Raw genomic sequence first — 21,467 nt, 5'->3', positions numbered from 1 at the left:
AGTGTTGCGACGAGCGGTTGAAGCCGCCCTGGATCGCCCGGTCAAGCCGGGCGATGACGGCGAGTGTGTGGCGAAAGCGAGTCTGCGGCGGACGCTCAGCGCGCCTCGTGCACGCTCTTTCTGAAACGCTGGATCAAGCGCAGCGTGCGGGCGGACCAGCCTTCGCCATTACCGCTGATCAGCTCCCTGATCCGCTGCTTGACCGGGTCGACCAGCAGGTGCGCCTTTGCACGCAGCTTCAAGACGAGCTCATACAGCCGCTCGAACCAGCGCATCTCCAAGAGCTTGTCGCGGGTGACGTCGAACACGAAGGCGGTGACGCCGACGCCGAGCAGCTTTGCGAACAGGAACGTGGATACGCCGGTCAGCCAGTATTCATGGGTGAGCAAATACAGCCCGATCAGCTTGAGCGGAAACAGCGGGATGATCGGCACCACGAACACGATCAGCGTCATGGCCGGAGGCAGCGCATCGACGCGCTCCGTGAGCCATTGCTTGAAGCGCGCGAGCGGAATGGCTGCGACGACCTTTGCAACGATCGGCTCGAGATGGTCCCACAGCCAGGCTTCGATCAGGAAGATGATCGCCAGCAGGACCCAGACCGGTTGAAGAAGGCGGCGCAGCATATGTTTCCCGCCCGATTCGGCGCTGGGCGCGTAGCTACATATGGATGGCCCGCTTGCCCACCGCAAGCGCGGCTTCCTTAATGGCCTCGGAGCGGGTCGGATGCGCGTGGCAGGTGCGGGCGAGATCTTCTGCACTGCCGCCGAATTCCATGAGGACGCAGGCTTCGTGGATCATTTCGCCGGCCTCGATGCCGACAATGTGCACGCCGAGCACGCGATCGGTCTTCGCATCTGCGAGAATCTTCACAAAGCCATCAGTGGTCTGGTTGACCTTGGAACGGCCGTTGGCGGTAAAGGGAAACTTGCCGACGGTGTAGGCGACGCCCGCCTGCTTCAGCTCCTCCTCGGTCTTGCCGACGGAGGACACTTCCGGCGTGGTATACACGACGCCTGGGATAACGTCGTAGTTCACGTGGCCGGCCTGGCCCGCGATGATCTCCGCAACGGCCACGCCTTCATCCTCGGCCTTGTGCGCGAGCATGGGACCGGCGACGACGTCGCCGATGGCATAGACGCCCCTAAGGCTGGTGGCGAAATGCGGATCGATCTGGACGCGGCCGCGATTGTCGAGCGCGACACCGGCTTCCTTGAGGCCAAGACCGTCGGTGTACGGCACGCGGCCGATGCAGACGAGCACGACGTCGGCTTCCAGCGTCTCGGCAGTGCCACCGGCGGCAGGCTCGACCGTCGCCTTCAGCGTCTTGCCTGAGGTATCGACGGCCGTGACCTTGGCGCCGAGCTTGAACGAAAAGCCCTGCTTTTCCAGAATACGCTGGAACTGCCTGGCGATCTCGCCATCCATGCCGGGCAGGATACGGTCCAAAAATTCGACAACGACGACGTCGGCGCCCAAGCGATGCCAGACCGAGCCGAGCTCGAGGCCGATCACGCCGGCGCCGACGATGAGGAGCTTGCCGGGCACCTTGTCCAGCGACAGCGCGCCGGTCGAGGAGACGATGCGCTTTTCGTCGATCTCGATGCCCTTGAGACGCGCGATGTCCGAGCCCGTCGCGATCACGATGTTCCTGGTCTCGACGACCTGCGACTTGCCATCGGCGGAGACTTCGACCTTGCCGGTGCCCAAAATCTTGCCGGTACCCTTGAGCACGTCGATCTTGTTCTTCTTCATCAGGAACTCGACGCCCTTGACGTTGCCGTCGATGCCCTGCTGCTTGAAGTTCATCATCGCCGGCAGATCGAGCTTCGGCGCGGAAACGGAGACGCCCATCTTGGCGAACGAGTGCCCGGCTTCCTCGAACATCTCGGAGGCGTGCAGCAGCGCCTTGGACGGCATGCAGCCGACATTGAGGCAGGTGCCGCCGAGCGTGGCGTTCTTTTCGATCACGGCGACCTTCATGCCGAGCTGGCTGGCGCGCACCGCGCAGACATAACCGCCCGGTCCGGTGCCGATGACGACGAGATCGTAGGTAGCCATGAGAGAAGGTCCCGTGAGTTTAGCGTGATGAGGATGTGTCAGCGTCCGCGCGGCGCGTCAGCGTCCGCCGGACACATCGAGAATGGCTGCGGTGACATAGGACGCCTCGTCCGAGATCAGCCAGACGATGGCGTTGGCGATTTCATCTGCGCTACCGACGCGCTTCATCGGCACCAGATGGGCCAGACGATGGGCGCGGTCGGGCTCGCCACCGGCGGCGTGGATTTCGGTGTCGATCAGTCCGGGGCGAATGCCGGCGACGCGAATGCCTTCGCTGGCGACCTCGTAACCGAGGCCGATGGTGAAGGAATCGATCGCGCCCTTGGAGGCGGCATAATCGACATAGGTATTGGGCGCGCCGAGCTTGGCAGCGACCGATGACAAATTGACGATGACGCCACCCTTGCCGCCGTGCTTGGTCGACATGCGTTTGACGGCTTCGCGCGCGCACAGGATCGAGCCGGTGACGTTGACCGCCATCACGCGTTGGATGCGCTCGGCCGACATCTCGTCGACGCGCACGCCGCTCTTGCCGACGATGCCGCCATTGTTGACGAGGGCCGCTAACGTGCCGAACTTGTCGGCTTGCTTGAACAGCTCGAGGATGTCGCCTTCCTCGGCGACATCGCATTTCACCGCGATGGCCTTGCCGTTGCTGGCCTCGATCTGTGCGACCACTTCGTCGGCAGCCTGCTTGCTGCTGGCATAGCCCACGACGACCCGGTAGCCGCGCGCGGTCGCCGCAAGCGCGGTCGCACGGCCAATGCCGCGGCTGCCGCCGGTGATGACAACGACTTTATCCGTCACGCGCGCCTCCATGGTTCGACACGCGCCGCCGCGTCAGTCGCGACGGCGCTCGCAGAGCATCAGGAATCAGAGATCGAGCACCAGGCGCGCCGGATCTTCCAGGCTCTCCTTGACGCGAACCAGGAAGGTGACGGCTTCCTTGCCGTCGATGACGCGGTGATCGTAGGACAGCGCCAGATACATCATCGGGCGGACCTCGATCTTGCCGCCGACGACCATCGGGCGCTCCTGGATCTTGTGCATGCCGAGAATGCCGGACTGCGGCGCGTTCAGGATCGGGGTCGACATCAGCGAGCCGTAGATGCCGCCGTTGGTGATGGTGAAGGTGCCGCCCTGCATCTCGTCGATCTTGAGCTGGCCGTCACGGGCGCGGCGGCCGAAATCGGCGATGCCCTTCTCGATGTCGGCGATCGACTTGTGGTCGCAGTCGCGCACCACGGGCACGACGAGACCCTTGTCGGTGCCCACGGCGACGCCGATGTGATAATAATTCTTGTAGATCAGGTCGGTGCCGTCGATCTCGGCATTGACGGCCGGGATATCCTTCAGCGCCTGCACGACGGCCTTGGTGAAGAAGCCCATGAAGCCGAGCTTGGAGCCGTGCTTCTTCTCGAACGCGTCCTTGTAGTGCGCACGCAGCGCCATGACGTTGGTCATGTCGACCTCGTTGAAGGTCGTCAGCATGGCCGCGGTGTTCTGCACGTCCTTGAGGCGGCGCGCGATGGTCTGGCGCAGCCGTGTCATCTTGACGCGCTCCTCGCGGGCGGCGTCATCGGCCGGTGACGGCGCACGAACCTGCACGGCGGCGGCGGGCTGGTTGACCGGGGTCGGCGCCGAGGCCGCACGCTCGATCGCGGCGAGCATGTCGCCCTTGGTGACGCGGCCGTCCTTGCCCGAGCCCGGAACGGTCGAGGCATCGACGCCGCTCTCCGCGGAGAGCTTGCGGACGGACGGGGCGAGCGGCGCATCGGCCGGCGGTGCCTTCGGCACGGCGGGCGCAGCAGCCGGCGCCGCGGGCGCCGCAGCAGCAGCGGCAGGCTTGGCGGGAGCGGCCGCGGGCTTGGCAGCGCCGGCGCCTTCGGTGATCTGGCCGAGCAGCGCGCCCACAGCAACGGTTGTGCCATCGGCGGCGATGATCTCGCTCAGCGTGCCGGCGGAGGGTGCCGGGACCTCGATAGTGACCTTGTCGGTCTCGAGCTCCACCAGGGGCTCGTCGACGGCGACCGGGTCGCCGGCCTTCTTGAACCAGCGGCCGATGGTAGCCTCGGTGACGGATTCGCCGAGCGTCGGCACACGAATTTCAGTCATGGTCTTTTCCTCGATCGTTTTTGGCCGTCATCGTCCGCGCAGGCGGACGATCCAGTACTCCGTGACGATCTTGGATCGAACGAACGCCACGGCGTACTGGATGCCTCGCCTTCGCGGGGCATGACAATTGGAATTTCGATTAGCTCAGTGCTTCGTCCAGGAACGCCTTCAGCTGCGCCTGATGCTTGGACATCAGACCAGTCGCGGTCGCGGCGGAAGCGGCGCGGCCGACATAACGCGGACGCCGGCTCGCGCCGTTCACCTGGTTCAGCACCCATTCCAGATAGGGCTCGATGAAGTGCCAGGCGCCCATGTTGCGGGGCTCTTCCTGGCACCAGATCACTTCCGCCTTCTTGAAGCGGGACAGCTCGGCCACCAGCGCCTTCAGCGGCACCGGATAGAGCTGCTCGACCCGCATCAAATAGATGTCGTCGATGCCGCGCTTCTCGCGCTCCTCGTAGAGGTCGTAATAGACCTTGCCGGAGCACAGCACGATGCGGCGGATCTTCTCGTCAGGAACGAGCTTGACCGCCTCGTTCGGCAGCATCTGGGCGTCATCATAGAGGATGCGGTGGAAGGTCGTGCCCTTGGCGAGTTCTTCGAGCCGCGAGACCGCCCGCTTGTGACGCAGCAGCGACTTCGGCGTCATCACGATCAGCGGCTTGCGGATCTCGCGATGCAGCTGGCGGCGCAGCACGTGGAAGTAATTTGCCGGCGTGGTCGGATAGACCACCTGCATGTTGTCTTCCGCGCACATCTGCAAATAGCGCTCCAGGCGCGCCGAGGAGTGCTCCGGTCCCTGGCCCTCATAGCCGTGCGGCAACAGGCAGACGAGACCGGACATGCGCAGCCATTTGCGCTCGCCCGAGGAGATGAACTGGTCGAACACGACCTGTGCGCCGTTGGCGAAGTCGCCGAACTGGGCTTCCCACAGGGTCAGCGTGTTCGGCTCGGCAAGCGAATAGCCGTATTCGAAGCCGAGCACCGCCTCTTCCGACAGCAGCGAGTTGATGACCTCGTAATGGCCCTGCTCGTGGCCGAGATGGTTGAACGGCGTGTAGCGGCTCTCGTCTTCCTGGTCGATCAGGACCGAGTGGCGCTGCGAGAAGGTGCCGCGCTCCGAATCCTGTCCGGACAGGCGGACGTGATGGTTTTCGTTGAGCAGCGTGCAGAACGCCAGCGCCTCGCCAGTCGCCCAGTCGATGCCGGCACCGGTGTCGATCGCCTTGGCGCGGTTCTCGAGGAAACGCTGGATGGTGCGGTGGACGCGGAAACCGTCCGGCACCTTGGTGATCTTGCGGCCGATCTCCTTCAGCGCGGCGATGTCGACGCCGGTAACGCCGCGTCGCGCATCCTCTTCCTGGTCGGCGATCTTGAAGCCCGCCCACTTGCCGTCGAGCCAGTCGGCCTTGTTCGGCTTGTAGGAGGTGCCGGCCTCGAACTCGGCATCGAGCCGCGCGCGCCAGTCGGCCTTGGCCTTGTCGACCTCGCCTTGTGTCATCACGCCTTCGCTGATGAGGCGGCGGGCGTAGAGCTCGAGCGTCGATGGATGCGCCGCGATCCGCTTGTACATCACCGGCTGGGTGAACGCCGGCTCGTCGCCCTCGTTGTGGCCATGCCTGCGGTAGCAGAACATGTCGATGACGACGGGCTTGTGGAATTTCTGCCGGAATTCGGTGGCGACCTTCGCCGCGAACACCACGGCTTCCGGATCGTCGCCGTTGACGTGGAAGATCGGCGCGTCGATCATCTTCGCCACGTCAGACGGGTAGGGCGAGGAGCGCGAGTAGCGCGGATAGGTGGTGAAGCCGATCTGGTTGTTGACGATGAAGTGCACGGAGCCGCCGGTGCGGTAGCCCTTCAGGTCCGACAGGCTGAAGCATTCCGCAACCACGCCCTGGCCGGCGAACGCGGCGTCGCCGTGCATCAAGAGCGGCATCACGGAGATGCGCATGTCAGGGGGATCGCCGTGCTGGTCCTGCTTGGCGCGGACCTTGCCGAGCACCACGGGATCGACGATCTCGAGATGCGAGGGGTTGGCGGTCAGCGACAGATGGATGCGGTTGCCGTCGAATTCGCGGTCCGAGGAGGCGCCGAGGTGATATTTGACGTCGCCCGAGCCTTCGACCGCATCAGGGTTGGCCGAGCCGCCCTTGAACTCGTGGAACAGGGCGCGATGCGGCTTGCCCATCACCTGCGTCAGCACGTTGAGGCGGCCGCGATGCGGCATGCCCAGCACGACTTCCTTCACACCGAGATTGCCGCCGCGCTTGATGATCTGCTCGAGCGCGGGGATCAGCGATTCGCCGCCATCGAGACCGAAGCGCTTGGTGCCGGTGAACTTGGTGTCGCAGAATTTTTCGAAGCCTTCGGCTTCGACCAGCTTCATCAGGATGGCTCTGCGGCCTTCGCGGGTGAACGAGATCTCCTTGTCCGGCCCCTCGATGCGCTCCTGGATCCAGGCCTTCTGCGCGGCATTGCTGATATGCATGAACTCGACGCCGAGCGTCTGGCAGTAGGTGCGCTCGCAGATCGCGGTGATCTCGCGCAAGGTGGCGTATTCGAGACCGAGCACGTGATCGAGGAAGATCTTGCGGTCGAAATCGGCCTCAACGAAGCCATAGGTGCGCGGATCGAGCTCTTCGCGGTTTTTCGGTGCTTCGATGCCGAGCGGATCGAGCTTGGCGTGGAAGTGGCCGCGCATGCGGTACGCGCGGATCAGCATCAGGGCGCGGACCGAATCGCGCGTCGCCTGGAGCACGTCCGCGGAGGAGAGCGCAGCCCCCTTATCGCCTCCCTTGGCCTGCGCCTTGGCGGCGATCTTGGCGCCGACCGCCTTCTCGACCTCCGCCCAGTTGCCGTCGAGGGCGGAGGTGAGGTCGTCCTGCGGGGTCAGCGGCCAGTTGTCGCGCTCCCAGGACGGCCCTTCCGCATTCTTACGGACGTCGGCGGGCTGGTCGTGGAGGCTCTTGAAGAACTCCTGCCACTCGGCGTCGACCGAGGAGGGGTCCTTCTCGTAGCGGGCGTAGATTTCGTCGATGTAGGTGGCGTTGGTGCCCTGCAAAAAGGATGAGAGGGCAAAGGCTGCGTTCGCGTCCTGGCGAGACATACTTGAGTTCCTGGCGATTTTGGTTCGCGCATAACAAACGGCGCTGGCGCTGAGCTCCCCGGCAGAGGCTCAGCGCGACAGGCACCATTTACCCTATTTGCTGCGAAACTTCGCCCGGAAAAGTACGAAGAAGTGAATTAGCCTTTCAACTTTTCGGCAAGCGTATGGCCAAGACGGGCGGGAGACGGGGACACTGTAATCCCTGCGGATTTCATCGCATCCGTCTTGGAACCGGCATCGCCCTTGCCGCCCGAGATGATCGCGCCGGCATGACCCATGCGGCGGCCGGGAGGTGCGGTGACTCCGGCGATGAAGCCGACCATCGGCTTCTTGCGGCCGCGCTTCGCCTCGTCCTTGAGGAACTGGGCGGCGTCTTCCTCGGCGGAACCGCCGATCTCGCCGATCATGATGATCGATTCGGTCTTGGGGTCGGCGAGCAGCATCTCCAGCACGTCGATGAATTCGGTGCCCTTGACCGGATCGCCACCGATGCCGACCGCGGTGGTCTGGCCGAGGCCCTCCTGCGAGGTCTGGAACACGGCCTCATAGGTGAGCGTGCCGGAGCGGGAGACGATGCCGACAGAGCCGGTCTTGAAGATGTTGGCGGGCATGATGCCGATCTTGCACTCGCCGGCGGTCATGACGCCGGGGCAGTTCGGCCCGATCAGGCGCGACTTGGAGCCGGCCAGCGAGCGCTTCACGCGGACCATGTCGATAACAGGAATGCCTTCGGTGATGCAGACGATCAGCGGGATCTCGGCGTCGATGGCTTCGCAGATCGCATCGGCCGCGCCCGGCGGCGGCACGTAGATCACCGAGGCATCGGCGCCGGTCTTCTCGCGCGCCTCCCGGACGGTGTCGAACACCGGCAGGCCCAGATGGGTCGCGCCGCCTTTGCCCGGCGAGGTGCCGCCGACCATCTTGGTGCCATAGGCGATCGCGGCCTCCGAGTGGAAGGTGCCGTTCTTGCCGGTGAAACCCTGGCAGATGACCTTGGTGTTCTTGTCGATCAGGATGGACATGAGGTCTGCTTTCGCGAACTAACGAGTGAATGGTCAGTGGATGCGGCGGTAGACGCCGGTGAGCACGTCGGCCCAGCCTTCCGCATCCGGCGAGAACTGGATCTTCAACGAGTAGGAATCCTCATTGATGATCTCGTAGACGTGGCGCGCGTTGCCGCGGAGCGAGCCGCGCACCAGCGTCAGGGTCTTGCCGACCCAGCCGCCGGACGCGGGCGAGGGCGGCGTGTAGCCGAGCGAATCGTACCAGAACAATTTGTAGGTCCGGTCGTCGCGGTCGTAAGTGAAGATGCCATGGGTGGCGAAGACCTGCTTGCCGTCGCGCATCTGCACCGAGTCCTGGATCAGGTAGAACCCGTTGAGATCCATGCGCGCGACAGTGCGCGAGGTCGCCGGCCCGCCTTCGGTCCAGCGCGACGGGAAGACCATCTCTTCGCCATCCCATTCGCCGGCGAACGCGGCGAGACGCGCGTGCTCTGCAAGCGGAGATGATGCGGCGAGATGGTCTTGGGCCATGGCCTTAGCCTCCCTTGACGGCCTTCACGATCTTCTGCGCGGCGTCGTCGAGATTGTCGGCCGGCACCACGTTGAGGCCGGATTCACGGATGATCTTCTTGCCGAGCTCGACATTGGTGCCTTCGAGGCGGACCACCAGCGGCACGCTGAGGCCGACTTCACGAACCGCAGCCGTGACGCCTTCGGCGATCACGTCGCACTTCATGATGCCGCCGAAGATGTTGACCAAAATGCCCTTCACGTTGGGATCGGCGGTGATGATCTTGAAGGCGGCCGCGACTTTCTCCTTGCTGGCGCTGCCACCGACATCGAGGAAGTTGGCAGGCGCCATGCCGTAGAGCTTGATGATGTCCATCGTCGCCATGGCAAGACCGGCGCCGTTGACCATGCAGCCGATGTTGCCGTCGAGCGTGACGTAGTTGAGGTCGTACTTGGACGCTTCGATTTCCTTGGCGTCTTCCTCGGTCTCGTCGCGCAGCGCGAGCACCTCGGGATGACGGAACAGCGCGTTATCGTCGAACGACACTTTTGCGTCGAGCACGCGGAGCTGGCCCTGCTTGGTCACGACCAGCGGGTTGATCTCCAGCATCGACATGTCCTTGGCGACGAACGCCGCGTAGAGCTGGGCCGTGAGCTTCTCGGCCTGCTTGGCGAGATCGCCCGAGAGCTTCAGCGCGTTGGCGACGGTGCGGCCGTGATGACCCATGATGCCGGTCGCCGGATCAACCGAGAAGGTGACGATCTTCTCGGGGCTGTTGTGCGCGACGTCCTCGATGTTGACGCCGCCTTCGGTCGAGACCACGAAGGAGACGCGCGAGGTCTCGCGGTCGACCAGGATGGAGAGATAGAATTCCTTGTCGATGTCGGAGCCGTCCTCGATGTAGAGGCGGTTGACCTGCTTGCCGGCGGGGCCGGTCTGCACCGTCACGAGCGTTGCGCCCAGCATCTGCTTGGCGAACTCGGCGACCTCGGCGGCCGACTTGGCGATGCGGACGCCGCCCTTGTCACCGGCCGAGGCTTCCTTGAACTTGCCCTTTCCGCGGCCGCCGGCGTGGATCTGGCTCTTCACCACCCAGACCGGACCGGGCAGGGCCATGGCCGCCGCGTCTGCATCAGTGGCACTCAGGACTGGAACGCCCTTGGAGATCGGGACGCCGAACTCGTTCAGCAGCGCTTTGGCCTGGTACTCATGGATATTCATATGGTCGCTCCCTGAACCCGCGGGCGGTGACCTCAAGGGCCCACCTCAGTCTTGTGGCTGGCATACCATATACCACAGGAACTGCAACCCGGATTCTTTGACTTCGAGGATCTCTGGACTGCCGAACCGGGACCCCCCGGTCAGAGGGTGCCGGAAACGAAACCGCCGAAGACCGGCCTGCGAGCTTCGGCGGGATTGTTTGCGCCTTAGCGGCCGAGAAGATCGGGGGCGATCTTCTTGCAGGCATCCACCAGGCCCTGCACCGCGCCAACCGACTTGTCGAAGGCCTCGCGGTCCTTGCCGGCGAGCTCGATCTCGACGACGCGCTCGACGCCCTTCGCGCCGATCACGACGGGAACGCCGACATACATGTCCTTCACGCCGTATTCACCGTTGAGGTACGCGGCCGAAGGCAGCACGCGCTTCTTGTCACGCAGATAGCTCTCGGCCATCGCGATCGCGGATGCTGCCGGCGCGTAGAAGGCCGAGCCGGTCTTGAGCAGGTTGACGATCTCGGCGCCGCCGTTGCGGGTGCGGTCGACGATCTCGTCGAGGCGCGCCTGCGAGGTCCAGCCCATCTTGACGAGGTCGGGCAGCGGGATGCCGGCGACGGTGGAGTACTTCACCAGTGGCACCATGGTGTCGCCATGGCCGCCGAGCACGAAAGCGGTGACGTCCTCGACCGAGACGTTGAACTCGTCGGCCAGGAAGTAACGGAAGCGCGCCGAATCCAGCACGCCGGCCATGCCGACCACCTTCTTGTGCGGCAGGCCGGAGGCCTTCTGCAGCGCCCACACCATCGCGTCGAGCGGGTTGGTGATGCAGATGACGAAGGCGTCGGGGGCGTACTTCTTGATGCCGGCGCCGACCTGCTCCATGACCTTGAGATTGATGGAGAGAAGGTCGTCGCGGCTCATGCCGGGCTTGCGCGGCACGCCGGCGGTGACGATGCAGACCTTGGCATTGTCCAGCGCCTCGTAGGAGTTCGCGCCGGTGTAGTGCGCGTCGAAACCGTCGACCGGCGAGGATTGCGCGATGTCGAGCGCCTTGCCCTGCGGCACGCCTTCGGCGATGTCGAACATCACGACGTCGCCCAGCTCTTTCAGGCCGATGAGGTGAGCCAGCGTTCCGCCGATCTGGCCGGAGCCAATCAAAGCAATCTTGTCGCGCGCCATGTGAACCTGTCCTTTAGACACGTAAGGAGGGGAAAACTGAGACGGGTGGTTATCCCTTTCGCCTCCCCCGTTCAAGTCGGGGGATGCCCATTTGTCGGGCTTGCCGAGACAGCGGCCAGCATACCCCGTCTGTCATTCCGGGATGCGCCGACAGGCGCAGGCCCGGAATCCATCGGGCGGCAGAATTGGTGGCGCGATGGATTCCGGGCTCGTCGCTCCGCGAGCCCGCGGAATGACAGCGCTGACAATAGGACTTAAGTCTCCACCAGTCCCTTGGTGGAGCCGCTGGCGGTGGAATCCTTGCGGCCGTGGGCCAGCGCCAGATAGGATTCCGAGCTCATCTCGATCAGGCGTGAGGCGGTTCGCTTGAACTCCATCGCCTCGGTGCCCTCGTGGGCGAGGTAGAGCGAGATCGGGTTGGCATCGGCCGAGGCCATCAGCTTCACGGCATTGTCATAGAGCGTGTCGATCAGCGTGATGAAGCGCTTGGCGGCATTGCGCTGGGAGAAATCCATCACTGGAATATGGTCGACCAGGATGGTGTGATAGTCGTGCGCGAGCCGGAGGTAGTCAGATGCCCCGAGCGGCTTCTCGCAGAGATCGACAAACGAAAACCGCGCCACGCCATGGGCCGAGCACGGCACGTGCAGGATGCGGCCCTTGATCGAAATGTCGCGCGGCTTGCATTTGGCCCCGCCTGACATCTTCGACCAGGCGCGGTCGAGCGCTGCGTCCGCATCGCCATCCGCCGGCGTCAGCCACATCGGCACGCCCTGGAGCTTTTCCAGGCGGAAGTCGGTGCGCGCGTCGAGCCGCGCGACATCCATGTGGTCGGTGATCTGCTTGATGAAGGGCAGGAACAGCGAACGGTTGAGGCCGCCCTTGTAGAGATCGTCGGGCGCGACGTTGGAGGTGGCGACCACGACGGTGCCGAGCTCGAACAATTTTGCGAACAGGCGTCCCAGGATCATCGCGTCGGCGATGTCGGTGACATGGAATTCGTCGAAGCAGAGCAGCCAGCTTTCCTCGAAGATCGCCTGCGCGGTCAGCGCGATGACGTCGGCATCCGGGATCTGTCCGCGCGAAATGCCCTGGCGATAGTCGTAGATGCGTTCGTGCACGTCGGCCATGAATTCGTGGAAATGCGCGCGGCGCTTGTGCTCGACCGTCGAGTGCTGGAAGAACAGGTCCATCAGCATGGTCTTGCCACGGCCGACCTCGCCATGGATGTAGAGCCCGCGCGGCGCCTCGTCCTTATCGCCGTTACTGAACAAGCGGCTGAGCAGGCCCTGCTTGCGCTGCGGCTTGTAAGTCGCGAGCCGCTGATCGAGCGCCGCATACGCCTCGGCGACCTCGGCCTGCGCAGCATCGGGCTCGATCGCGCCGGACGCGATCTGGGCCTGGTACGCTTCGCGGAAGGTGGAATTGGGGGTGGAGAGCATGGCTCTTTACCGCCAGAGACCGGCGGAAATTGCAAGCCGTCAATTGGTGCGGGGCGCTATGCGTTCCGTGTCCCGGACGCGCTGCAGCGCTCTTGCGCTGCTGCGCAGAGCCGGGACTCACCGTTTCGTTCATCGATCGTGGAGCAATGGACCCCGGCTCGGCAGAGCACCGCTTCGCGCTGCGCAGCGCCCGGGGCACGAGAGCCTCGCTACTCACACAGCTCGTAGGCGTCCTCGACCACATACGGCCCACCACCCGTCGATGCGCGGGACGAGAACAGGACGAAGCGTTCGGCCATGAACACCTTGCTCGGGAAGTAGCCGCGCAGCGAGAGATAATCAGCGACATCACGGTCGGTGGCGTCGTGCAGCCGAGCCAGCGTCACGTGTGGGATGAACTTGCGTCCTTCCGGGTCGAGACCGATCCGCTGCATCATGCGTTCGAGCTCGGCCTGCAAGTCCATCAGCGGCTTGCTCGGCGCGATGGTGGCGACCACCGCGCGCGGCTTGCGGCCGCCGAAGCTGGTCAGCCCCTGCACCTTGACCTCGAACGGCTTGCGATCGACGCGAAACAGCATCGAGGCGATCTCGTTGGCGGAGACGCCGTCGATATCGCCGATGAAGCGCAAGGTGACGTGATAATTTTCGGGATCGATCCACCGGGCGCCGGGAAGGCCGCCCCTGAGATTGGAAAGCGACTGGCCGATCTCGGCCGGAATTTCCAGACCAGTGAACAAACGCGGCATCGTTTCGCACTCCCGATGCTTGGGCATGATCCCCAGGATGGATCATATCCAAATTAGAGCCGGTGACGAATCACCGGTACCCTGATTCCTATCGCAGTTGTGTGACTCTGCGAAGCATGCCGCGCCTCACCCCGGGAAAACCCTGGGAATTAGGGTTAGTGCTGCCTGTTTTTCAACGCCGTTGCTCGTTGATCGTGCCAAGGAATGCCTCCACTGTGGGCATGATCTTGCCGACAATGATGTCGATGCCGACTGCCGTCGGATGAATGCCGTCGGCCTGGTTGAGCTTGGCGTCGGCGGCGACGCCGTCGAGGAAGAACGGATAAAGCGGCACGTCGAATTGTTTTGCCAGATCCGGATAAATCGAATTGAAGCGCGCGGCGTATTCGGCGCCGTAATTCGGCGGCGCCAGCATGCCGCACAGCATCACCGGAATCTTGCGCGCCTTGAGGCGCTGGACGATCTCGGTCAGCGCTTTGCGCGTCAGATCGGGATCGATGCCGCGCAGCGCGTCGTTGGCGCCGAGCTCGACGATGACACCATCGGTTCCATCGGGCACCGACCAGTCGAGCCGGTCGCGGCCGCCGGAGGCGGTGTCGCCGGACACCCCGGCATTGGTCATCTCGACAGCTATGCCTTTGGCCTGCAAGGCTTTTTGAAGCTTGATGGGGAATGCCTCCTGACCCGGAAGGCCAAGGCCCGCGCTCAAGGAATCGCCGAGAACGACAAGCTTGACCGGCTTTGTCGCGTCCGCCCAAGCCGGTTTCGCAATCGTCATCAAAGCGAGCATCAACACGGCTATGTGCATGAACAATCCGTAACGCCTCTCGACCGCGCGTGCGGAGTTGCCATATGACCGGACCATGGACACTCGCATCTCTTCCTCTTCGCTCGCCGCTGCCGCGGACACCATCGCCATCTCCAACGTCAATCTCTCATTGGGTACGGGCGCGGCACGCGTTCACATCCTCAAGGATATCAGCCTGCGGGTCGGCCGTAGCGAGACGATCGGCCTGATCGGCCCGTCAGGCTCGGGCAAATCCACACTGCTGATGGTGATGGCAGGGTTGGAGCGTCCTGATAGCGGAGAGGTGGTGGTCTCAGGCACGCCTTTCAATGCCCTCGACGAGGACGCGCTGGCCCGCTTCCGCGGCCGCCAGGTCGGCATCGTATTCCAGTCCTTCCATCTGATCCCGACCATGACGGCGCTGGAGAACGTCGCCGTGCCGCTCGAGCTCGCCGGCAATCCCGATGCGGCCAAGCGTGCGGCGCAGGAGCTGCAATCGGTCGGGCTCGGTGATCGCCTGCATCACTATCCGACGCAGCTGTCGGGCGGCGAGCAGCAGCGCGTCGCGCTCGCGCGTGCGCTGGCGCCCGATCCCGCCATTCTCGTTGCCGACGAGCCGACCGGCAATCTCGACGAGGCCACCGGAAAGCAGATTGTCGATCTGCTCTTCACCAAGCATGCCGAGCGCGGCATGACCCTGGTGCTGGTCACGCACGATGCTTCGCTCGCCCATCGCTGCGATCGCGTCATCCGCCTGCGCTCGGGCCGCATCGACACGCAGTCTGCGCCGGCATGAGTGCTGTGGCCGAACCGTTCGCGAAGCCCAGCGCCGTCGCGTTGTCAATGCGCTATGCGCTGCGCGAACTGCGCGGGGGCTTGCGCGGCTTCTACGTCTTCATCGCCTGCATCGCACTCGGCGTGATGGCGATCGCCGGCGTCGGTTCGGTGTCGGCGAGCCTCTCCGACGGTCTCGCCCGCGAGGGCCGCACGCTGCTCGGCGGCGACGTCTCCTTCGTGCTGTTCCAGCGCGAGGCCAAGCCCGACGAGGTTGCCTTCCTGCGCTCGCGCGGCACCGTCTCGGTCGCGGCGACCCTGCGCGGCATGGCGCGCTCGACTGACGGCAAGCTCGCGCTGGTCGAAATGAAGGCCGTCGACGGTACCTATCCAATGCTGGGTCAGCTGACGCTGGCGCCGCCGATGCCGTTGTCCGATCTGCTCGCCGAGCACGACGGCGCGTTCGGCGCGGCCGCCGATCCGACGCTGCTGGCGCGGCTCTCGCTGAAGACCGGCGACCGCGTCACCATTGGCTCGGCAACCTTCCAGATCCGCTCGACCGTCGAGGCCGAGCCCGACAAGCTCGCCGGCGGCATCGGCTTCGGTCCGCGCTTCCTGATCAGCGAGGCGGGCCTGCGCGCCACCGGTTTGATCCAGCCCGGTAGCCTGGTGCGCTGGGTCTACCGGGTGAAGCTGCCTGATGGCGCCAACAGCGAGCGCGCCACCGAAACCTTCATCAACGATGCGCGCAACGCGGCGCCGCAGGCCGGCTGGGAGATCCGCAGCCGCTCCAATGCCTCACCGCAGCTCGAGCGCAACATCAACCGCTTCACGCAATTCCTGACGCTGGTCGGCCTTGCCGCACTGCTGGTCGGCGGCGTCGGCGTCGCCAATGCCGTGAAGAGCCATATCGACCGCAAGCTCGAGGTGATCGCGGCCTTCAAGGCGGTCGGCGCCACCGGGCGCGACGTGTTCGGCATTTATCTCGCGCAAGTGATCCTGCTCGCCGCGATCGGGTCGGTGATCGGCTTGGCGCTCGGCGCCGCGATGCCGTTCGCCATCGTCGGCCTGTTCGGAAAACTGCTGCCGCTGCCGGTGGTGCCGGCGGTGCATGCCGGCGAGCTCGCGCTGGCCTTCGTCTACGGCCTGCTCACTGCGCTCGCGTTCGGCCTGTGGCCGCTCGGGCGCGTGCACGATGTGCCGGTCGCCGCGCTGTTCCGCGACACCATCAGCTCCGAATGGCACCGGCCGCGCCTCGGCTATGTCGTGTTCATGGGTATCGTGGTCGCGCTGCTGATCGCCGTCGTGATCGGCCTCTCCTTCGACAAGCGCATCGCCGCGGTGTTCGTGGCCTCCTCCGTCGTCGTGTTCGCATTGCTGCGCGGCATCGCCGCGCTGCTGATGGCCATCGCGCGGCGCCTGCCGCGCACGCGCCTGCCGATGCTGCGGCTGGCGATCGCCAACATCCACCGGCCCGGCGCGCTGACGCCGTCGGTCGTGCTGTCGCTGGGACTCGGGCTCGCCGTGCTCGTCACCATCACCCAGATCGACGGCAATCTGCGCCGGCAGTTCTTGGCAGCCTTGCCGGAGCGCGCACCGTCGTTCTTCTTCATCGACATCCCGAGCACGCAGGCCGAACAGTTCGACGGCTATCTCCGCCAGATCGCGCCCGGCGCGAAGGTCGAGGACGTGCCGATGCTCCGCGGCCGCATCGTCGCCGCGCGCGGCGTCCGTGCCGAGGACCTCAAGCCGACCACCGATTCCGAATGGGTGCTGCAAAGCGACCGCGGTCTGACCTATACCGGCGAATTGCCGAAGGGCTCGAAGGTGGTCGAGGGCGAATGGTGGGGCCCCGACTATTCCGGACCGCTGCTGGTCTCGATGGAGAAGAAGATCGCCGACGGGCTCGACCTCAAGCTCGGCGACGAGATCGTGGTCAACGTGCTCGGCCGCGACATCCCGGCCAAAATCGGCAATCTGCGCACGATCGACTGGCAGGGCATGGGCATCAATTTCGTGCTGGTGTTCTCGCCGAACGCCTTCAAAGGCGCGCCGCACACCCACATCGCGACGCTGACCGAATCCGGCGGCGATGCGACCGGCGACGGCAAGATCATCAAACAGGTGGCCGACGCCTATCCGATGGTGACCAGCGTGCGCGTGCGCGAGGTGATGGAGACGGTCGGCGCGGTCGTGACCAACCTCGCGCTGGCGATCCGCGGCGCCAGCGCCGTGACCCTGATTTCGGCGATCCTGGTACTGGGCGGAGCGCTTGCGGCCGGCCACCGTCATCGCGTCTACGATGCGGTGATCCTCAAAACCCTGGGCGCGACCCGGCTGAGGCTGCTCGGCGCCTACGCCCTCGAATACCTCCTGATCGGGCTTGCCACCGCGGTGTTCGGCGTGATCGCCGGCAGCATCGCGGCCTGGATGATCGTGACGCGGCTGATGACCCTGAGCTTCGTCTGGCAGGCCGGCAGCGCCGCCGGCGTGGTCGCGGCCGCCCTTATCGTCACCGTCGGGCTCGGGCTTGCCGGCACGCTGCTGGCATTGAACAAAAAGCCCGCCACGGTGTTGCGGAATTTGTGACAAAGTGTAGCGGCCGGCCGCACTGGAGCGGAATCGCACGATTCCCGCGATTAACCACGTCCGCCTGCGCCAGGATTATGAGTGAGGGCGACATTCAGCCGCGCGTGGACGGTTGCGGCGAATGTGTTAGTTTCCCACATATCGAATGGGTCCGGAGCCCCGATTGTTAGCCAAATTTAATGACGGCCGACATCGGTATCCGGGATAGAATTTGACGAACCGGCGGCATGGCGACCCTCATGCCGGACCGGCCAACCAACGGGAATTCGACCATGTCGGACCTCAACCGTAACTACGCTTCTCCTTTCGGCAGGGCCGCCGGGCGTGTTGACGCCGCGACGGTCGACGCCGGCCTGCGCGCCTACATGCTGCGCATCTACAATTACATGAGCATCGGCCTTGCCATCACTGGCCTTGCCGCGCTTGGCGTCTACATGGCTGCCGTGACCGATGTTCCGACCCCGGAAGCCGTCCGTGTCGGCAAGCTGTTCCTGACGCCGTTCGGCTACGCGATGTTCGTCAGCCCCCTGAAGTGGCTGTTCATGCTCGCGCCGCTGGCCATGGTGTTCGTGATCTCGGCGGGCATCAACCGTCTCGCCCCGTCGACCGCCCAGATCCTGTTCTGGGTGTTCGCGGCGCTGATGGGTGTCTCGCTCTCGTCGATCTTCCTGGTGTTCACGCACACCTCGATCGTGCGGGTGTTCTTCATCACCGCGGCGACCTTCGGTGCGCTCAGCCTCTACGGGTACACCACCAAGCGTGACCTGACCGGGATGGGCTCGTTCCTGTTCATGGGCCTGATCGGCATCATCATCGCGAGCCTGGTGAACCTGTTCCTGGCGAGCACGATGCTGCAGTTCATCGTCTCGGTAGTCGGCGTGCTGGTGTTCGCGGGCCTCACCGCCTGGGACACCCAGCGGCTGAAGAACGACTACATCTACGGCTACGCCTCGGCCGGCGGTGACATCGCAGAACGTGCGGCCATCACCGGCGCGCTGTCGCTGTACCTGAACTTCATCAACCTGTTCACGCTGCTCTTGCAGCTCCTCGGCCAGCGCGATTAAGCGATAGACCGAGAGAACGGACACGAACCCCGGCCGAAAGGCCGGGGTTTTTGTATGTGGCCCGTGGCTGCCGCCATATGCTTGGTGTCATCGCCCGCGAAGGCGGGCGATCCAGTATTCCAGAGGCGGTCGTGATTGACCGAGAAGCCGCGGCGTACTGGATTCCCCGCCTTCGCGGGGAATGACGAGAGAGAGAAAAATGCAATGGAGGCTGCCCTCGCACCGACGGAGTGTACGGATGCGCCAAGGCCCCTTCCGGCAGCCGGGCGGAGGCTCTAGTCTGAGGATATGTCCGCACCTGAAATCAGGCCCACGACCGAGGCCCACCTCCCCGCCATCACCGCCATCTACCAGCAGGCCGTCCGCGAGGGCACCGCGACCTTCGAGCTGGATCCGCCCGACCTCACTGAAATGACGCGCCGCTATCGCGCGCTGGTCGATGGCGGCTACCCTTATTTCGTCGCCATCCTCGACGGCCGCGTGGCCGGCTACGCCTATGCGGGCGCCTACCGGCCGCGGCCGGCCTATCGCTTCACGGTCGAGAACTCGATCTATCTCGATCCTTCGTTCCATCGCCGCGGCATCGGCTCCTTGCTGCTGGAGCGGCTGATCACCGAATGCGAGGCGCGCGGCTTCCGCCAGATGATCGCGGTGATCGGCGACTCCGCCAATGCCGGCTCGATCGGCGTCCACACCAAGGGCGGCTTCAAGATGATCGGCACGCATCCCAATGTCGGGCTGAAATTCGGCCGCTGGCTGGACACGGTGATGATGCAGCGCGACCTTGGCGAGGGCGCGAAGACGGTGCCAACCAAGTAGGGCAGTCTCGTAGGGGTGGGAAAAGGCGCAAAGCGCCGTGCCCACCATCTCTCATCATAAGCAAGCATGGTGGGCACGCTTCGCTTTGCCCACCGTACGGCACCGCTCGCGTGGCCTACACCACCGCCAATTTGCGATCGATCACCAGCAGCACGCGCTCGAGCTCGTGGCCGCGGCGCAGGATCAGGCCGGTGGCCGAGATCACGCTGTACATGCCCTGCTTGCGCGCAAGCCGCGGGTCCTTCTCGATGCGGTAGATCGGCACTTCCGAGGCGCGGCGATAGACCGAGAACACCGCGCGGTCCTTCAGGAAGTCGATGGCATAGTCGCGCCACTCGCCGTCGGCGACCATGCGGCCATAGAGATTGAGGATACGGTGCAGCTCGAGCCGGTTGAACGTCACCCGGTTCGGTTGCGCATTCGCCGCGGCGGGGCGGGGCGCCGCGCGCTGCTCGCTCGGATCGGCATCCTCCGACATCAGACTCATGGGAAGCGGCTCCTCATCGCGCAGCATGACCTCGCCCGCGAAACCGTCCCCGGACCGCGGATCATGACAATCGCATGATTGCGCCAACCGGTCCTGGCCGCAAGGGCCTTGCGGGAACTCGTCGCCTGATCGGGCGCAAATCAGCCCACACGCAATGGTGGAACTCTGTCGCGGCAAACCGTCACGGGATCGTTAGCAGGAATCATACTGTCGCCGCTTTTCCGCCCAGCGCCCGCCGCCCTGCACTGCGAAAAGACCTATGTGCGTTGGCCCGGTCCTTTCGGTTCCGGATTCCTCAGCCCCCAGCCCCCCGGGGTCGAACAGGATCGGGTCTGTACGCGCGACAAGGAGGGCCAACGCAAGTTGGTCCTTTTTTGTTTGTGTCGGGATGTTTCTGACGCGCCGAATTTCCATCCAACATCCAACGCGAGCACTCTTTCCCCTCATCCGGAGGAGCCGCGAAGCGGCGTCTCGAAGGATCGAGGCCGGGATGCGTCGGCGGGCCTTGCATGGTTCGAGACGCGCGCAAGAGCGCGCTCCTCACCATGAGGGTTGAGAGTGAGTGTGACGCTTAGAGAGAAATTCGCTTCAGTGCAGCGACGTGTACGCCGCGCCCAGCATCGGGCCGGGCCTGTCGCGGCTGCCGTCCTGGACATAGACCACCGCGCCGTCGACGCCGTCGCGCGTGAGGTTCTCGATCGGCACGGTCCAGCTTTCCGGACGGCCGTTCCAGTCGCCGACCTTGAGCAAGTTGCGCACGACGTTGTGATACGTGATCTGCTGTCCGCGATTTTCGCCGCGGCTGATCGAGATCGGCACCGACTTGGCGACCGAGCAGATCCAGACCTCGCCGTGCGATACAGCAGGCTCCTTGCTCGCGGCCACCGAGACGTTGATCTGCTTGCCCGAGAGCGACATCGTCACCGGCACGCTCATCACGCCATTGCCCTTGTCGGTCTTGCCGATCGCATTCTCGATGCCGGCACGATCGCTGCCGATGACGTGGGTCGAGCCATTGACCACGACCTGCGGCGTGTAGACTTCGCGGTCGCCGCGCATGCGCGAATAGGCGCGCTGCCGCGCCGAGAAACGCGAATCCGCCAGCGTGTCCTTCCAGCCGAGATAATCCCAATAGTCGATCGGCATGCTCAGCGCGATGATCGAGGGGTCGCTGGAGAGATCGCCGATGATCTTGTCGGCGGGCGGGCAGGACGAGCAGCCCTGCGAGGTAAACAATTCGACAACGGCGCGGGGATCGGCGTGGGCGGGACGGATGATGGCGACGATGGCGCAGATGCCAAGCGCTCCCGACCAGAGTGCACCGGACCAGCGCGAAACCAGATTAGAAGCCGTCATTGTCGTCATGTCGAACGTCACACATCGCCACTCGTTGGGGGGAAGCTTAGCGCCTGATGGTCACCGTAGTCTTACGGGGCGCGGCATATTCGACCGTCCGGGGCGGGATTTGCGCCGGGCGGGCCCATCTGAAGTATGCCGCAACGTGCGAAGGCGGCCTTGTGATAGGCCGCCTTCGTTCAACCTTCTACTCACTTCGCAGTGAGC

General features: G+C 64.6%; 18 protein-coding genes. 4 read left to right on the top strand and 14 right to left on the bottom strand.

Features of this window, described 5'->3' with window-relative positions:
• Positions 1 to 95 precede the first annotated feature (95 nt).
• The 12 genes from JJB99_RS02455 to JJB99_RS02400 all read right to left on the bottom strand — a co-directional run bounded on the left by JJB99_RS02455 (position 96) and on the right by JJB99_RS02400 (position 14,192).
• A complete protein-coding gene (locus tag JJB99_RS02455) occupies positions 96 to 626 on the bottom strand; it encodes a hypothetical protein (RefSeq protein ID WP_200497232.1) in 531 nt (176 codons plus the stop codon).
• A 34-nt stretch (positions 627 to 660) separates the two neighbouring features.
• Complete coding sequence (gene lpdA, locus JJB99_RS02450) at positions 661 to 2,061, bottom strand: dihydrolipoyl dehydrogenase (RefSeq protein WP_200497231.1); 1,401 nt, start codon at positions 2,059 to 2,061, stop codon at positions 661 to 663.
• A gap of 57 nt (positions 2,062 to 2,118) precedes the next feature.
• Positions 2,119 to 2,880 (bottom strand): SDR family oxidoreductase, encoded by a 762-nt coding sequence (locus tag JJB99_RS02445; RefSeq protein ID WP_200497230.1) that lies wholly within the window; start codon positions 2,878 to 2,880, stop codon positions 2,119 to 2,121.
• 54 nt (positions 2,881 to 2,934) lie between these two features.
• On the bottom strand, positions 2,935 to 4,176 hold the full coding sequence (gene odhB / locus JJB99_RS02440) for a 2-oxoglutarate dehydrogenase complex dihydrolipoyllysine-residue succinyltransferase (RefSeq protein WP_200497229.1): 1,242 nt from the start codon (positions 4,174 to 4,176) through the stop codon (positions 2,935 to 2,937).
• A 139-nt stretch (positions 4,177 to 4,315) separates the two neighbouring features.
• The gene (locus JJB99_RS02435) at positions 4,316 to 7,285 is read right to left on the bottom strand and encodes a 2-oxoglutarate dehydrogenase E1 component (protein WP_200497228.1); all 2,970 of its coding nucleotides are present in this window, start codon (positions 7,283 to 7,285) and stop codon (positions 4,316 to 4,318) included.
• Positions 7,286 to 7,422: 137 nt separating this feature from the next.
• The gene (gene sucD / locus JJB99_RS02430; RefSeq protein ID WP_148755124.1) at positions 7,423 to 8,307 is read right to left on the bottom strand and encodes a succinate--CoA ligase subunit alpha; all 885 of its coding nucleotides are present in this window, start codon (positions 8,305 to 8,307) and stop codon (positions 7,423 to 7,425) included.
• Between the two features lie 33 nt (positions 8,308 to 8,340).
• Positions 8,341 to 8,820, bottom strand: a complete 480-nt coding sequence (locus JJB99_RS02425) for a DUF1579 family protein (protein ID WP_200497227.1) — start codon at positions 8,818 to 8,820, stop codon at positions 8,341 to 8,343.
• Between the two features lie 4 nt (positions 8,821 to 8,824).
• Positions 8,825 to 10,021: an ADP-forming succinate--CoA ligase subunit beta gene (gene sucC, locus JJB99_RS02420; RefSeq protein WP_200497226.1), complete on the bottom strand. Its 1,197-nt coding sequence runs from the start codon at positions 10,019 to 10,021 to the stop codon at positions 8,825 to 8,827.
• A gap of 206 nt (positions 10,022 to 10,227) precedes the next feature.
• Positions 10,228 to 11,196 (bottom strand): malate dehydrogenase, encoded by a 969-nt coding sequence (mdh, locus tag JJB99_RS02415; RefSeq protein WP_014490623.1) that lies wholly within the window; start codon positions 11,194 to 11,196, stop codon positions 10,228 to 10,230.
• Between the two features lie 254 nt (positions 11,197 to 11,450).
• On the bottom strand, positions 11,451 to 12,638 hold the full coding sequence (gene zapE / locus JJB99_RS02410) for a cell division protein ZapE (protein WP_200497225.1): 1,188 nt from the start codon (positions 12,636 to 12,638) through the stop codon (positions 11,451 to 11,453).
• Between the two features lie 209 nt (positions 12,639 to 12,847).
• Positions 12,848 to 13,384, bottom strand: a complete 537-nt coding sequence (thpR, locus tag JJB99_RS02405) for an RNA 2',3'-cyclic phosphodiesterase (RefSeq protein WP_200497224.1) — start codon at positions 13,382 to 13,384, stop codon at positions 12,848 to 12,850.
• 172 nt (positions 13,385 to 13,556) lie between these two features.
• Complete coding sequence (locus JJB99_RS02400) at positions 13,557 to 14,192, bottom strand: arylesterase (protein ID WP_200497223.1); 636 nt, start codon at positions 14,190 to 14,192, stop codon at positions 13,557 to 13,559.
• Between the two features lie 55 nt (positions 14,193 to 14,247).
• Here JJB99_RS02400 and JJB99_RS02395 point away from each other — a divergent pair, with 55 nt between their 5' ends.
• The 4 genes from JJB99_RS02395 to JJB99_RS02380 all read left to right on the top strand — a co-directional run bounded on the left by JJB99_RS02395 (position 14,248) and on the right by JJB99_RS02380 (position 19,417).
• Positions 14,248 to 14,967, top strand: coding sequence for an ABC transporter ATP-binding protein (locus tag JJB99_RS02395; protein ID WP_200497222.1), 720 nt, complete (start codon positions 14,248 to 14,250; stop codon positions 14,965 to 14,967).
• Positions 14,964 to 17,534, top strand: coding sequence for an ABC transporter permease (locus tag JJB99_RS02390; protein WP_200497221.1), 2,571 nt, complete (start codon positions 14,964 to 14,966; stop codon positions 17,532 to 17,534). The genes JJB99_RS02395 and JJB99_RS02390 overlap by 4 nt, the downstream gene beginning before the upstream one ends.
• A gap of 272 nt (positions 17,535 to 17,806) precedes the next feature.
• A complete protein-coding gene (locus JJB99_RS02385; RefSeq protein WP_200500018.1) occupies positions 17,807 to 18,598 on the top strand; it encodes a Bax inhibitor-1/YccA family protein in 792 nt (263 codons plus the stop codon).
• A gap of 288 nt (positions 18,599 to 18,886) precedes the next feature.
• Positions 18,887 to 19,417: a GNAT family N-acetyltransferase gene (locus tag JJB99_RS02380; protein ID WP_200497220.1), complete on the top strand. Its 531-nt coding sequence runs from the start codon at positions 18,887 to 18,889 to the stop codon at positions 19,415 to 19,417.
• Between the two features lie 115 nt (positions 19,418 to 19,532).
• Here the strand turns inward: JJB99_RS02380 and JJB99_RS02375 are convergent, their stop codons facing one another.
• Complete coding sequence (locus JJB99_RS02375) at positions 19,533 to 19,904, bottom strand: DUF2794 domain-containing protein (RefSeq protein WP_200497219.1); 372 nt, start codon at positions 19,902 to 19,904, stop codon at positions 19,533 to 19,535.
• 588 nt (positions 19,905 to 20,492) lie between these two features.
• Entirely contained in the window at positions 20,493 to 21,269 is a 777-nt protein-coding gene (locus tag JJB99_RS02370) for a DUF1223 domain-containing protein (protein ID WP_200497218.1), read from the bottom strand.
• Between the last annotated feature and the right edge of the window lie 198 nt (positions 21,270 to 21,467).

The organism is Bradyrhizobium diazoefficiens, from assembly GCF_016616235.1.
GTDB classification, from domain to species: Bacteria; Pseudomonadota; Alphaproteobacteria; order Rhizobiales; family Xanthobacteraceae; genus Bradyrhizobium; species Bradyrhizobium diazoefficiens_H.
This window is presented reverse-complemented; position numbering and strand designations above follow the sequence as displayed.

What these genes read in the sequence shown, in the direction of transcription:
- JJB99_RS02455 (WP_200497232.1), bottom strand. Translation starts at nt 626, where the DNA reads ATGCTGCGCCGCCTTCTTCAACCGGTCTGGGTCCTGCTGGCGATCATC.
- lpdA (WP_200497231.1), bottom strand. Translation starts at nt 2,061, where the DNA reads ATGGCTACCTACGATCTCGTCGTCATCGGCACCGGACCGGGCGGTTAT.
- JJB99_RS02445 (WP_200497230.1), bottom strand. Translation starts at nt 2,880, where the DNA reads ATGGAGGCGCGCGTGACGGATAAAGTCGTTGTCATCACCGGCGGCAGC.
- odhB (WP_200497229.1), bottom strand. Translation starts at nt 4,176, where the DNA reads ATGACTGAAATTCGTGTGCCGACGCTCGGCGAATCCGTCACCGAGGCT.
- JJB99_RS02435 (WP_200497228.1), bottom strand. Translation starts at nt 7,285, where the DNA reads ATGTCTCGCCAGGACGCGAACGCAGCCTTTGCCCTCTCATCCTTTTTG.
- sucD (WP_148755124.1), bottom strand. Translation starts at nt 8,307, where the DNA reads ATGTCCATCCTGATCGACAAGAACACCAAGGTCATCTGCCAGGGTTTC.
- JJB99_RS02425 (WP_200497227.1), bottom strand. Translation starts at nt 8,820, where the DNA reads ATGGCCCAAGACCATCTCGCCGCATCATCTCCGCTTGCAGAGCACGCG.
- sucC (WP_200497226.1), bottom strand. Translation starts at nt 10,021, where the DNA reads ATGAATATCCATGAGTACCAGGCCAAAGCGCTGCTGAACGAGTTCGGC.
- mdh (WP_014490623.1), bottom strand. Translation starts at nt 11,196, where the DNA reads ATGGCGCGCGACAAGATTGCTTTGATTGGCTCCGGCCAGATCGGCGGA.
- zapE (WP_200497225.1), bottom strand. Translation starts at nt 12,638, where the DNA reads ATGCTCTCCACCCCCAATTCCACCTTCCGCGAAGCGTACCAGGCCCAG.
- thpR (WP_200497224.1), bottom strand. Translation starts at nt 13,384, where the DNA reads ATGCCGCGTTTGTTCACTGGTCTGGAAATTCCGGCCGAGATCGGCCAG.
- JJB99_RS02400 (WP_200497223.1), bottom strand. Translation starts at nt 14,192, where the DNA reads ATGCACATAGCCGTGTTGATGCTCGCTTTGATGACGATTGCGAAACCG.
- JJB99_RS02395 (WP_200497222.1), top strand. Translation starts at nt 14,248, where the DNA reads ATGGACACTCGCATCTCTTCCTCTTCGCTCGCCGCTGCCGCGGACACC.
- JJB99_RS02390 (WP_200497221.1), top strand. Translation starts at nt 14,964, where the DNA reads ATGAGTGCTGTGGCCGAACCGTTCGCGAAGCCCAGCGCCGTCGCGTTG.
- JJB99_RS02385 (WP_200500018.1), top strand. Translation starts at nt 17,807, where the DNA reads ATGTCGGACCTCAACCGTAACTACGCTTCTCCTTTCGGCAGGGCCGCC.
- JJB99_RS02380 (WP_200497220.1), top strand. Translation starts at nt 18,887, where the DNA reads ATGTCCGCACCTGAAATCAGGCCCACGACCGAGGCCCACCTCCCCGCC.
- JJB99_RS02375 (WP_200497219.1), bottom strand. Translation starts at nt 19,904, where the DNA reads ATGAGTCTGATGTCGGAGGATGCCGATCCGAGCGAGCAGCGCGCGGCG.
- JJB99_RS02370 (WP_200497218.1), bottom strand. Translation starts at nt 21,269, where the DNA reads ATGACGACAATGACGGCTTCTAATCTGGTTTCGCGCTGGTCCGGTGCA.